The following is an 11882-nucleotide window of genomic DNA, read 5'->3' as shown; positions in this document are numbered from 1 at the left end:
GCATCCCGATAATGATCCGGACCCCTATGTCCGGTGGCGATGCAGTTGGGTTAACGGTGCGCCGACGTCATCCGGTCGGCGCACCGACGATATTCAGTTATTTATCGGATTTCCGAAGGCCTTAGGACTTGACGCCTGCGGCTTCCACACCCTTGTTGTAGTTGCTTTCCAGTTGCTTAAGCACATCCTTCACGTCGGCGGTGCCGTTGACCAGCTCCTGCAGCGCGGAGTTCAGCTCGTCGTAGAATGTGGAGGTCGGCCAATCCGGGTAGAAGCCGAGGGCGTTCTTCTCAAGCACGCTGTTGAAGGACGTGATGAGTTCCTTGGTCTTTTCGTCGGTGATCTTGTCCGGGTCGGCGGCAATCGGCAGACCGCCGGAATTGCCCATGAGATTCTGAACTTCGTCGCTCAGCGTGATGTCGATGAACTGCGCGGCGAGATCCTTCCTCTTGGAATTCTCCGGAATGACCCAGATGTTGCCGGAAGAACCCACGACCTTATCGGTGTTCGGGAAGGTGGAGAAGGTCCAGTTGGCGTTCTTCATGTCGCTCTGGAAACGGCCGAACCACCAAGTGCCGGAGAAGAACATCGGATAGGTGCCATTCATGAAGGACTGACCGGCGTCCTCGGCCTTGATGCCGGTGCAATCCTTGGAAATGTATCCCTTGTCGACCCAGTCCTTGATGGTCTGGGTGGCATAGGTGGTCGCTTCGCCCTGCCAGTCGACGTCGCCATCGTACATCTCATAGGCTTTGACGAACTTGTCGTTTGCCTTGGACAGCACCAACTGCCACCACAAATGTTGCAACGGGTATTCCGCGGCACCTTCGGAGAGCGGGGTCACCCCGTTATCCACGAACTTCTGCATGGCGGACTTCAGCTCGTCCAAGGTTTTCGGAATCTCGATGCCGTACTTGTCGAACATGTCCTTGTTGTAGTACATCACGACATCTTCGCCATAGTTCGTAATGCCATACCAGTCGCCGGAACCCATGACGCCCTTGTCGTCGTACTTGCCGGTGTCGGCCAGGGTGCCGCTGACTTTCTTATCCCACTTGTATTTGCTGACGTAATCGTTCAGATTGGTGAGCAGGCCCTGGCTGGCCAGCAGGCCGGCGGTGGCGTTGCCCTTGTTGTACTCCATGACATCCGGAGCTTCATCGGAATTAAGGATCTGGGCCGCATTCTGGCGAATCTGCTCGAAGGACTTCTTTTCGAATTCGACCTTGACGCCGGTTTTCTTTTCGAAGATTTCCATGGCCTTGGCCCAAGCTTTGCCTTGGGCCCCGTTATCTTCTTCATAGTGCCAGATTTTGATGGTCTTCGGATTGCTCTCCTGTGCGCCGTCATCGCCGCCACAGCCTGCAAGACCCAGTGTTCCGAACATGGTCGCCACTGCCAATCCGGCGGCGACAAGTTTACGGGTGGACTTCATTGTTTCTCCTTTTCAGCGCCTTTACTGAAATGAGTTTCGAAATATATTCGAGGGACTCATTACCCATAAACTAAAAGATTTCCGCCTTCTTTTCAATTTGTTTCGACATTTTTTCGATAAGTCATCATATTGTCGTAAACATTGGGAGAAACTACAGGATGTTACACGGCCCCATCGTGCCGCGGGCAACATATTTTCCCGGCAACAGCTCAACGGCACCGACGTCATGACGACGATACTCGAGAATCTCCATCATGGTGTCGACCGCACGAGAACATACCACATTCGGCTCCATCGGCATCTCATCAACCGCTTGCGGCAATTGCTGCAATCCGTACGTGCAAGCAGCCATCACCGAAATGTCTTGCGGAACTACCAGATTACGCTCATGCAGCGCAATCAACAGGTTGTTGACATGCGTGGCATTGGTCTGGCACACAATCGCCGTGATTTCAGGATCTTGAGCGAATGCGGAATCCAGCAGCAACCGTACATCAGCCATGCCATAGCCCGTGGATGGCATGAACGACACTTTCATATTCAGATCGTCACCCCGTTTAACGACCGCATCGCGGAAGCGAATCAGGTAGTTCGAACCATCTTCGTAGGCGAATCCGCTGTTGCCGACGATCAGTACATGCGTATGCCCCAATGCAGAGGCCTTTTCCATGGCCTCGCGCCCCATCCGCTCGAAATCAAGATCCACGGAATACACCGCCTCGGAATTCGAAGGGTATCCGACGCAGACCACCGGCACATCAAGCATGGCAGCCACCTCGGCACGCGAATCGGTCATCAGCACGTCGAGCAACAGGATGCCGTCGACCATGCCGCTCCGCGCGATGCGGGTCAGTTCCCGATCGCCATATTCGTGCATCAGCAGCAGAATGTCATAGCCGTACCTTTTGGCACGGGTGGCGAGCGCAAAGAAGAAAATCGCGTAATTCGAGTAATCCGTATACTCATGCAGCGGCGAGCTCAACGCCAACACCTTGGTCCATCCGCCGTGTACGGCACGAGTCTGGCCACTCGTGCGATAGCCCAGTTCGCGGGCGGCCCGCAAGACTTTCAGTCTTGTCTCCTCCTTGACGGAGCGCTTGCCACTCATCACATACGAGACCGTGCTGATCGACACCCCGGCCCGAGCCGCTACGTCTTTGATGCCAGCCATGTCGGTCTCCTACAACTGTCCGTTGAATCCGCCCGTAGGTTTTTATAGTATGCCAGTCTATCGTTCGACGTTCATCGCAATGCGATTCACTCACAGCTTCAGCCTGTCAGCCGAATTGGGCCTACCGGACACCCGCTTCGGCAGAGTTTCGACTAGACTATCCGCACGAAGGCCGCTGAGTCATACTCAGCGGCCTTCGCTCAAGTCAACCGACGAATCATGCCAAGAATCAGGCGATGCCCTCACCGCGGCTGGCGGAAATGCCGGTCACCGATCGGCTCGAATGGCGTGTGCGGCTCGAGCTGATACCAGTAGGCCACCGAGGCGACATCGTCCTGGCGTTCGAAATTGCCGGCCTCCTCAGTGCCGATCTGCTGCCATTCAACGCGCAAATCGGAATCGAAATAGATCGGATCGGGGATATGCCAACGGTATAGACCGCGCGTCACCGGCGTATTGATGTCCCAGTAGGCGCTTTCCCGATTCGCGGCGAGTTGCTGCGAATAGAACGGGAACCCCAGGTATGGCCCGGTAAACGTCCGTTCGCTCATATGCCCGTTGTCATCGAAGTCGGCGAAGCTCCATGCGCCGCCGAAATAGTCTTCCGCACCAGTGCTGCACCAGGTCGGATATTGGCTGTCGCCATCGATATACATCTTGAACTCGCCCTCGCCCCACCAACGGCTTTCGAGCGCGGTGAGCGCCAGGTAGGTGCCGATATAGGCGCCACGGCCGCGCACGCCGTCGAGCACCACATAGTCGCGTGCAAGTTCCGTAACCCGCTCACGACGCCACTGTGCATGGAAGCGCATGGCATCGGCCGGCAGCTCGTCGTATTCCGTGTAGTCGATCTGGTAGAAGAAGGCCGGCACGTCCTCGTTGTGGTCGTTGCGCAGCACGATACGCGCATGTTCGAACGGCATGGTGAAGTAGCAGTTGAAGCCACGGTTGGGCACCACCATGACCGGGATGGAGTTGATGCGGCAGGCCTGCGCATGGCCGCAGCAGAAAAAGTCACCGATCGGGCATTGCACGGACGGCGACTCCTCACCATCCCAATAGCATTCGAGGATGAGATTGCGCAGCACATTCGGGCCTGTCGGCGACGTCCGATCGGTGACGGTCATCCAGATGTGACGAATCACGCCAGGACCGTCGACGTCCATCAGCGTTACGGCATCGCCGGCGCGAACGGTCTGGATGCACGGACTGCCTTTGCGAGAAGGGCCAAGTTTGCTGGCCGCCGTCGCGGCCATGCCCTTGCTGCCGGTCGGATTTTCCGCGTTCACGCAACGGGTGCGACCGTGGTTCGCGGCGAGCGCCAATGCGTCCAATGCATTATGCCCGAAGCCTGCGGAACCGAAGCCGATAGTGGTCGGATCTGTCATGATTGCTCCTTTGGAGGGGTTGGCGCATCATATGCCGTTATCAGCTGCATCGCAGCTCCTCCGCATATGGTGCGCCAGTTATGTTTCCTGCAGTCATCGCCTTACTTGACCGCGCCTGCGGTAATGCCCTGCGACAGCTTACGTTGGAAGATGATGAAGAAGATGATGGTCGGGATGATGCTCAGCAGCGATGCCGAGGCCAATGTGGTCGCCTCCATTGTACGCTGCCCCTGCAGGGTGGCAAGTGCCAGCGGGATGGTCTGCACGTCATCGCCCATGAGGAAGGCCATCGGAATCATGTATTCATTCCAAGTCCACACGAAGAAGAACACGAACAGCACACTGATGGTCGACCAGGAGATGGGCAATACCACCTTTCGTAGAATCTGCCATCTGGAGGCGCCATCGATTGCGGCCGCTTCCAGAATGGCCTGCGGGAACGTGCCGTACACGGAGGAAAGCAGATACGTTCCGTAGGCGCTCTGAATGATGGTGAAGATGATGATGATCGCCAGTTTGGTGTTGTACAGGCCCACCTGCTTGAACATGGTGTACAGCGGATAGAGCAGCGCTTCCTGCGGCATCATGTTGGCGAGCATGATGGCCAGTACGATCCATGTGTTGCCTTTGACTTTACCGATGCCCAGCGCGAAGGAGTTGAGCACGGACAACACCACAGCGGCCACGGCCACGACCAGCGAGATGACGAGGCTGTTCCAGAATTTGAGCGGGAACTTCGTGGTGGTCCAGAAGGAAACGATGCCTTCCATGGTGAAGTGCTTCGGTAGGGAGAGCGGGCCGGTGGCATTGTAGTCGGCGGAGGTCTTGAAAGCGTTGACGGTCAGGACCAGCAGCGGGAACAGTACCAGCAGAGCGGCCACGATCAGCAGGACCAGCGTGATCCAGTCTCCGGTTGAGCGAACATGTTGCGTTTTCTTTGAGGCCTTGCGCGCGGCGGCCGCGGACATGGTTTGGGTCATGATTCCACCTTTGCTTTCAGACGAGTTCCTTTTCGACGCGCTTCTGCACGATCGTGAACACGATAGAGAACACGATGATGACCGCAGTCAGCGCAGTGGAGATCGCAGCACCGTAGCCGACTTGCTGCACTTGGAAGAATTGGTTGTAGGAGTAGTACGACGGCACTGTGGTTGCGGTGCCGGGGCCACCTTTGGTCAGCAGGTAGACCGGGGCGAAGGTCTTCAGCGCACCGATGGTGGCTGTGAGGATGACCACCAGCAATTCGGGGATGATGGACGGCAGGGTGACCACGCGGAATTTCTGCCACCAGTTGGCACCGTCGAGTCCTGCCGCTTCGTACAGTTCGGGATCGACTCGCTGCAAGCCGGACATGAAGATAACGATCGGATAGCCAAGCTGAATCCACACGAGGATGAACATAAGCACCGGCAGTGCGCTGTCGGGACTGCCGAGCCAGTTATGCTGCAGGAATCCCAACCCAAGTTTGGAAAGCAGGGCGTTGACCGCACCGTCTTCCGGGCGGAAGATCCAGCCCATGATGATCGCCGCGACCGCGACCGGCAGCAGCTGCGGCAGGTAGAACAGAGCACGCAGGAAGGAAGCCGTCTTACCGCCGAACTTCTTCTGAATCACATCGGTCAGCAGAGAGGAGATGAACAGGCCGAGAATAGTCGGGATGACCACGATGGCGACAATGATCCAGAATGAGTTGGCGAAGGAGATCCAGAATGTGGAGTCGGAGAACAGTCGCTGCCAGTTCTTCAGGCCCACCCACTTGACCGGACCCACTCCACGCCAGCGAGTGAAGCTCAGATAGATGTTCCATACGAACGGAATCACGACGATGATGAGCAGGCCAAGTAGGCCCGGAACGAGATACGGCACGAATTTTGCGGAGCGGCTGCCGGGAAGCCTTGACATCGAGATGCCTCCGCGCTTGGTCTTATGCGACATTACAGAATCCTTTGATGAAGATTGATGCATTGCAGGTGTGGCCCGCCCGCAAACGGGCCACACCGATGGTTGGCTACCGAACGATGCGCCGGACTGATTGCGCCTTAGTCGTTCTTGACGCCCATGTCCTCGACGCCGGTGTCATACTTTTCGTGGATGTTCTTCAGCACATCGGCCGGCTTCTTGGTGCCGTTGACCAGTTCCTGGAAGGCCGCCGGAACCGCGTCGGTCAGGTTGGATGCGGCATAGTCCGGGTAGTAGCTGAGCTTGCCGTCATCGGCGTAGGAAGAGTATTCCTCGATCATGGCCTTGCTCTTTTCGTCCGTGATCTTGTCGGTATCGGCGGCGACCGGAATGCCTCCCGCATTGCCGAGGAAGTTCTGCACGTCTTCGGAGAGCACGTAGTCGATGAATTTGGCGGACAGATCCTTGTGATGCGACTTTTCGGGAATCACCAACAGGTTGCCGGCGCAGCCGATGGCGAAGTTGGATTCCGGCATGACGGCGGCGTCCCAGTCGAAGGAGGTGATTTGCTTGACGAAGCGACCTTGGTTCCAGGTGCCGGTCTGGTAGATCGGATACTCGCCCTTGATGAAGGCCTGCGTGGTGTCTTCAGCCTTCATACCGGTCGCATTGCGGGAAATGAAGCCCTTGTCAAGCCAGTCGTTGATGGTGTTGACGGAGTTGGTCAGAATCTTGGAGTCCCAGTCGACATCTCCCTTGTACAGCTGCCAGTTGTCGATGAACTTGGAGTCGGCGTTCTTGGAGACGAGCTGCCACCACAGCCACATCACGCCGTATTCCTGCGCGTCGGCGGCGATTGGGGTTACGCCGGCGTCGACGAATTTCTGGCATACGTCCACGAATTCGTCGTAGGTGGTTGGGATTTCAAGACCGTACTTGGCGAAGAGGTCCTTGTTGTAGTAGACGCGCTGGAATTCGGCATAGCTGGTCATGCCGTACCAGGTATCGCCATCCATGATGCCGTTCTCATCGTACTTGGCGACGGCCGCGTTCGCACCGGTCACCTTCTTGTCCCAGCCATACTGGGAGACATAATCGCCGAGATCGGTAAGCAGTCCCATGGTGGAGAGCACACCTGCGGAGCCATTGCCACGATTGGATTCCATAAGATCCGGCGCTTCGTCGGAGTTCAGGAACTGGCTACCGTTCTGGGCGATCTGCGTGAAGGATTTGCGTTCGAACTTGATTTCGACTCCGGTTTCCTTTTCAAAGGCTTCCGCGGCACGTTTCCAAGCTTGGGTCTGGCCGGCATCGTCCTCTTCGTAATACCAGAACGACAGGCTGTCTGGCTTCTCCTCATCCTGTGCGTTATCGCTGCCGCATGCAGCGAGAGAGGTCAGCGCCAGTGCTGCAATGGCCATCGTGGCCAATCCTCTTTTCATATTCATTTCTTTTCTCCTTGTTTTCCTTCTAGAGCGCCTTCCTTGCAACGCTCCAAAAACCGTGATTGTTGAAACGTTTCGACACTGTGCATGGAGGCCGTCCTTGAACGAGCCGTTGCAGTTGCCAGTCGACATCGACCATTGTTGAAACGTTTCGATTACGCCTATGAAGTTATGCCGGGTGAATCACACCGGAAATTCCGCCGTTTTACCGCGAAGCCACCTTCAGAGCCCTTTCGCCGGGACTTATCTCGGCAACGGAACCGCGAAGCTTCACTGCGGGAGCCTCAAGCTCGACATCACCCTTGATCTTGACGCCTTGCTCAATCGCCGAGACCAAAAGCCCCATGGCCTGCAAGCACAACTTCTCCGGCATGACCGGCATCTCGGTAATCGGGCGCGACATCAGTTCGCCGTCGAAATACGTGCCGCATGACAACACCGAAACATCCTCCGGCACCGATAGCCCTGCGACCGACAGTTCCTGCAGTACCCGGTTGAGCACATTGGCGTTAGCCTGATTGATTATCGCCGTCGGACGATCCTCATCAGCAAAGGTCTCTCGCACAAAGCGAATCGCGTCGAAACGGTCATCCTCATATCGCGAGGATTCAACAACCGTCATGCCGCGTTCCTTCACACGCGACAGCATACTTTCGCGAAACATCACGACATAACCGGAACGACGCTCATAATCGGCCTCGTTGTTGCGCAGGAACGCAACCTTACGGTGGCCTTTGTCGAATAGAAAATCCACCGCCTTGCGCCCGGCCTCGGCGAAATCGATGTCGACGCAGGCACAACCCTCATGCGCCTGCGGATAGCCGATGGCTATGCAGGGTTTGGAGAAATCGCCGGATGCGGCCGCACGCTCGTCATCCTGCTCGACATCGAGCAGCACCACGCCATCGACCAAATTGCCTTGCGTCACACGACGGATATCGTTCACCGCGTCCGGTCCGGTCAGCAGCAACACATCATAACCGGCATTCCTCGCTGCCCATGCGGTATGCAGGAAGTAGGCGTTGTATTTGGCCTGATTGATGTCGCCACGAATCGGCGCACTTAATGCGATGACCTGTGAACGTATGCCACGCATCTTGCGAGCGCTGGCGTCCGGGGTGTATCCGAGCTTCTCCACCGCCGCCATGACCTTGTCGGACGTCTTGGCGGAAATCGAACGTTTGCCGGAAAGCGCATACGAGACGGTGCTGACGGACACCCCCGCTTCACGGGCCACATCCTTGATGCCTGCCATCGTCATCGCCTCCTTCGGCTTCCTTGCGTTCTCGACATCGTCTTTTGCGTCCTTCAGCGCTGCAATGCGTTGCATCGACGCCAGTCGTCACCGGCGGAACCCCTCGATCTCACTAATCGAATCGTTTCGTCGAAACGTTTCAATAATCATACCCCCACACAGAAAATATGTCAAACGTTTCGACACGCTGAAGGCGGCGCCTTCTTGCGACTACAAGACCACCATCTGCGAGCAACAGGCATTTCCTCGACAGTGACGGCCCCAAAACGTCGATTTAGAGGCCGTAGCCGTCGAGTAGTCGCAAGATACTCGCAACCTACGGACGCAACCACCCGCATCAGCAGGCAGATTCGAACCTGACGAACGGAAAAAAGACCCCTTCAGCGGACGAGACTCATGAATCAGGCCACAGTCGCCGACATACACGGACGGTTCCCACCCGGTGTTTGCTGGCGTGACATCTGCCGACCAAACGGATGCCCTCCGGTCGGGTTCGCTGGCAGAATTCGGATGACCGCCAACAAGTTTCCGATGCGCCTGCAGACCACCGGAATCATGCTGATTGAGCAGAGCCATAGCCACCGTAAACATTGACGGATTGTGCAGATTTGCCACCCTTCGCCCTCCGCTCGGTCTCGCCCTAGAGCCCCACTGGTAGGCTTTAGCCTTGGTTCGTATACCCGTATGCCTACATATTCACAGAGAGAACTCCATGGGAATCATCAACTTTTTCATCAATCTGCTCAAGGACCCGCGCACTGCGATTGCCAGCTGGATCGCCATGGGCGTCGCCCCGACGCTTGGATTCATCTTCCTCATCGTCTTTATCGAGACGGGCGTGGTGTTCTTCCCCTTCCTTCCGGGCGACTCGTTGCTGTTCGCAGCCGGTTTCTTCGCCGCACCCGACGCCAAGACCGGCGTCGCCGCTCTGCCGTTGTTCGCACTGCTGCCGGTTGTCTGGTGCGCACCGATCATCGGCGATCAGTGCAACTACTGGATTGGCCATTTCTTCGGTCGCCGCATCATCGAATCCGGCAAGGTCAAGGCCATGACGCCGGAACGCATCGCCAAAACAGAAGCCATGATCGATAAGTGGGGCCCGCTGGCCGTGTTCCTCGGCCGCTTCTTCCCGTTCATCCGCACGTTCATGCCGTTCATTTCCGGCATTTCCGGCATGCGCTGGAGCCGTTTCACGCCGTTCTCCGTGCTCGGAGGTCTGTGCTGGTCCACCCTGTTCACATTGCTTGGCTACTTCTTCGGCGGTATTCCGGCGGTGCAGAAGCACTTCGAACTGGTGATCGTCGCAATTCTCGTACTGTCGTTGATTCCGACGATCGTAGGTCTGCTCAAGGCCAAGCTCGGCAAGAAGGCTCCGGCTACCGAAGCCTGACAGGCATAATCATCCCCAGCCATCGTTTCGGGTGGGTAGCGAATCGGGAGATTTTGCCGCCCGCCCGAAAGGCATCGCAACACGCGAACGTACGGAATTGCGTTCGTACACACTTCGTACTAAAGTTTTGACAGTTGCCCTGCGAAGCAAGGTAACATCCAAGGGGCTGTAGCTCAGTTGGTAGAGCGCTTCGTTCGCATCGAAGAGGTCGCGGTTTCGACTACCGTCAGCTCCACGAAGCCCGCTGCATTCATTCCACCGCAGCGGGCTTTTTGATTTGTTTTCCGTCTTTTTTCAACGTTCAGCATAAAGCTGGCCTGTCATAAAAGCCAAAGGGCATGCTCGTAAATCACCCTCCTTAAGCCGCGCAACGAAGCACCACAGAAAGAAGCAGCCAAGGCGGCCTCCCAACGCCACATTCGCTCACAATAGCCATTTAACGGGGTCATTTTTGGCGATTTATATGACTTCGACCCCGTTAAAACTGATTTCTTGCCTCAAGAATACCGGTTCTCTCAATATATCGCTTGAAAATCGACTAAAATGGCGTTTAACAGTGCTATTGTTGACAATCTATATGACTTTGACCCCGTTAGACGGCTCTTCCAGTATGAAGGAGTGGCAATGGAGACGTATCGCAGGGAGCATTACTTGACCCAGCTTCGCCCATTCTATGATGATTCAGACCTCATCAAAGTGATCACCGGCATCCGCCGATGTGGCAAATCCAGCCTAATGAACACCGTCATGGACGAGCTTCTCAAGCTCAAGGTCCCGAAAAACAACATCATCTACATCAACTTGGATCGCAGGGAGCACCGCACCGTCACGACGCCAGAGAAACTTGACCGTGTCATCGAACGAGCCGTAAGGGGCGCGAGCGACGGATTGCGATATCTGTTCATCGATGAAGTACAGAACGTCAAAGGCTTCGAAACCGTCATCAACGGATGGCGAGAGGAAGGAGACTGCTCTATCTTCATGACTGGCTCAAATTCCTATCTACTGTCCGGCGAGCTCGCTACCAAGCTCACAGGCCGATATATCGAACTGGAAATGTTCACCCTTTCCTTCCACGAGTATCTTGGCATGCGCAACTTCTTGAATAAGCCAGCAATTCCGACATCACAGGCATTCCGCGACTACTTGACCTACGGTGGATTTCCGAAGTCATTGGAGTATGACGACCCCGACGCGAAGGCGACCTATATTCAGGACGTTATCGGGCAAATCTTCGATAAGGACATCACTGCACGAAAGACGGTACGCAATCGCGACACATTCGCACGTGTGCAGGATTACCTCATCAATAACTGCGCCGCCCCCACGAATCTCACCGGTATCATAAAATATTTGAAGAACAGCGAAAACGTTACTCTCAAACGTGAGACACTCGCCACCTACATACGGTTGCTAAAGAACGCGAAAATCCTATACAAATGCCCGCGTTTCGACTTACGATCCCGCAAGTCACTGAGAGGCGGAGAGAAGTACTACCTCGCCGACCCGGGTATACGATTCGCCCGCAATACTGATGCAAGAATCAGCTACGGACCCTCGCTGGAGAATGCACTATATACACATCTAAAGTCGAAGGGGTACGACGTGAGTGTCGGCACGATAGGAAAGCTCGAATGTGACTTCATCATCAGGAAACGCGATCAGTATGCATATATCCAGGTGTCAATGAGTATCCAAGATCCAACCGTCGAGGAGCGTGAGTACCGTCCGTTTGGCAAACTCGCCGACGGCTACCCGAAATACCTGTTCACATTGGACCCACTGCCTCTACAACGTGATGGCGTACGTCATCTCAACCTCATGGAATTTTTGCAAAACGACGGCGACATCAACTTTGGCTAAGCACCGGCAGCGAGTATGACTTCATAAGGAAATTTG

General features: G+C 55.8%; 9 protein-coding genes and 1 tRNA gene. 3 read left to right on the top strand and 7 right to left on the bottom strand.

The annotated features are described in order from the left end of the window. Positions 1–121: 121 nt before the first annotated feature. From HMPREF1494_RS04770 to HMPREF1494_RS04740, 7 genes are all read right to left on the bottom strand, one after another. Positions 122–1435 carry an ABC transporter substrate-binding protein gene (locus tag HMPREF1494_RS04770; protein WP_034520278.1) on the bottom strand — a complete coding sequence of 438 codons (1314 nt, stop codon included), beginning with the start codon at positions 1433–1435 and terminating at the stop codon, positions 122–124. Positions 1436–1586: 151 nt separating this feature from the next. Continuing rightward, positions 1587–2606, bottom strand: coding sequence for a LacI family DNA-binding transcriptional regulator (locus HMPREF1494_RS04765; protein WP_034520274.1), 1020 nt, complete (start codon positions 2604–2606; stop codon positions 1587–1589). A 242-nt stretch (positions 2607–2848) separates the two neighbouring features. Next, positions 2849–3994: a glycoside hydrolase family 172 protein gene (locus HMPREF1494_RS04760; RefSeq protein WP_034520272.1), complete on the bottom strand. Its 1146-nt coding sequence runs from the start codon at positions 3992–3994 to the stop codon at positions 2849–2851. A 101-nt stretch (positions 3995–4095) separates the two neighbouring features. Then, positions 4096–4974 carry a carbohydrate ABC transporter permease gene (locus HMPREF1494_RS04755; protein WP_003843156.1) on the bottom strand — a complete coding sequence of 293 codons (879 nt, stop codon included), beginning with the start codon at positions 4972–4974 and terminating at the stop codon, positions 4096–4098. 16 nt (positions 4975–4990) lie between these two features. Continuing rightward, positions 4991–5929, bottom strand: coding sequence for a carbohydrate ABC transporter permease (locus tag HMPREF1494_RS04750; RefSeq protein WP_034520269.1), 939 nt, complete (start codon positions 5927–5929; stop codon positions 4991–4993). 104 nt (positions 5930–6033) lie between these two features. Next, positions 6034–7341 carry an ABC transporter substrate-binding protein gene (locus tag HMPREF1494_RS04745; protein WP_003843153.1) on the bottom strand — a complete coding sequence of 436 codons (1308 nt, stop codon included), beginning with the start codon at positions 7339–7341 and terminating at the stop codon, positions 6034–6036. Between the two features lie 202 nt (positions 7342–7543). After that, positions 7544–8668 (bottom strand): LacI family DNA-binding transcriptional regulator, encoded by a 1125-nt coding sequence (locus tag HMPREF1494_RS04740; protein WP_034520267.1) that lies wholly within the window; start codon positions 8666–8668, stop codon positions 7544–7546. Between the two features lie 637 nt (positions 8669–9305). Between HMPREF1494_RS04740 and HMPREF1494_RS04735 the strand changes: the two genes are divergently transcribed. From HMPREF1494_RS04735 to HMPREF1494_RS04725, 3 genes are all read left to right on the top strand, one after another. After that, complete coding sequence (locus HMPREF1494_RS04735) at positions 9306–9983, top strand: DedA family protein (protein WP_034520264.1); 678 nt, start codon at positions 9306–9308, stop codon at positions 9981–9983. 162 nt (positions 9984–10145) lie between these two features. Continuing rightward, positions 10146–10218 (top strand) — tRNA-Ala (locus tag HMPREF1494_RS04730). A gap of 389 nt (positions 10219–10607) precedes the next feature. Further along, positions 10608–11846 (top strand): ATP-binding protein, encoded by a 1239-nt coding sequence (locus HMPREF1494_RS04725; protein WP_196322611.1) that lies wholly within the window; start codon positions 10608–10610, stop codon positions 11844–11846. Positions 11847–11882: the final 36 nt, after the last annotated feature.

The organism is Bifidobacterium sp. MSTE12 (assembly GCF_000513015.1).
Taxonomy (GTDB): Bacteria; Actinomycetota; Actinomycetes; order Actinomycetales; family Bifidobacteriaceae; genus Bifidobacterium; species Bifidobacterium dentium.
Note: the sequence above shows the minus strand (reverse complement) of the source record. Positions and strands in the feature narration are given on the sequence as shown.

Coding starts and splice junctions, on each gene's coding strand:
- HMPREF1494_RS04745 (WP_003843153.1), bottom strand. CDS start 7,341: ATGAATATGAAAAGAGGATTGGCCACGATGGCCATTGCAGCACTGGCG.
- HMPREF1494_RS04735 (WP_034520264.1), top strand. CDS start 9,306: ATGGGAATCATCAACTTTTTCATCAATCTGCTCAAGGACCCGCGCACT.
- HMPREF1494_RS04765 (WP_034520274.1), bottom strand. CDS start 2,606: ATGGCTGGCATCAAAGACGTAGCGGCTCGGGCCGGGGTGTCGATCAGC.
- HMPREF1494_RS04750 (WP_034520269.1), bottom strand. CDS start 5,929: ATGTCGCATAAGACCAAGCGCGGAGGCATCTCGATGTCAAGGCTTCCC.
- HMPREF1494_RS04770 (WP_034520278.1), bottom strand. CDS start 1,435: ATGAAGTCCACCCGTAAACTTGTCGCCGCCGGATTGGCAGTGGCGACC.
- HMPREF1494_RS04725 (WP_196322611.1), top strand. CDS start 10,608: ATGGAGACGTATCGCAGGGAGCATTACTTGACCCAGCTTCGCCCATTC.
- HMPREF1494_RS04760 (WP_034520272.1), bottom strand. CDS start 3,994: ATGACAGATCCGACCACTATCGGCTTCGGTTCCGCAGGCTTCGGGCAT.
- HMPREF1494_RS04740 (WP_034520267.1), bottom strand. CDS start 8,668: ATGCAACGCATTGCAGCGCTGAAGGACGCAAAAGACGATGTCGAGAAC.
- HMPREF1494_RS04755 (WP_003843156.1), bottom strand. CDS start 4,974: ATGACCCAAACCATGTCCGCGGCCGCCGCGCGCAAGGCCTCAAAGAAA.